This window comes from Streptomyces sp. SP18CS02 (genome assembly GCF_036322365.1).
GTDB lineage: Bacteria > Actinomycetota > Actinomycetes > Streptomycetales > Streptomycetaceae > Streptomyces.
This window is the reverse complement of the sequence record NZ_JAQYXC010000020.1, coordinates 1-395: the sequence shown is the minus strand read 5'-3', so window position 1 is coordinate 395 and position 395 is coordinate 1. Positions and strand designations below refer to the sequence as shown.

Genomic DNA, 395 nt, shown 5'->3' with positions numbered 1-395 from the left:
GGTTCGTTTTTTGTTTGTTTTTTTTTGTGGGGGGGGTGTGTGGGTTTTGTTGTTGGGGGTTGTTTTTTAGTATGTGGGGGGGTTGGGGGGGGCTGTTGGGTTTTTGTTTTTTTTTTGTTTGTTTTTTTTTTTTTTTGTTGTTGTTTTGTTTTTTTTTTTTTTTTTTTTTTTGTTTTTTGTGTTGTTTTTTTGTGTTTTTTTTTTTGTTTTTTTTTTTGTGGTTTTTTTTTGTTTTTTTTTTGTTGGTTTTTTTTTTGTTGTTTGTGTTGGGTTTTTTTTTGTGTGTGTGGGGTGGGTGTGGTGGGTGGTGTGGTGTGGGGGGTGGGGTGTGGGGTGTTTGGTTGGGTGTGTTTTGGTGGGGTGGGGGGTGTGGGTCGCACCCCCCCCCCCCCCCG

General features: G+C 40.3%; 1 protein-coding gene. It reads left to right on the top strand.

The features are described from left to right. Window positions 1-82: 82 nt before the first annotated feature. A partial coding sequence (locus tag PUR26_RS34450) for a hypothetical protein (RefSeq protein ID WP_329867994.1) occupies window positions 83-395 on the top strand: 313 nt, incomplete at its 3' end.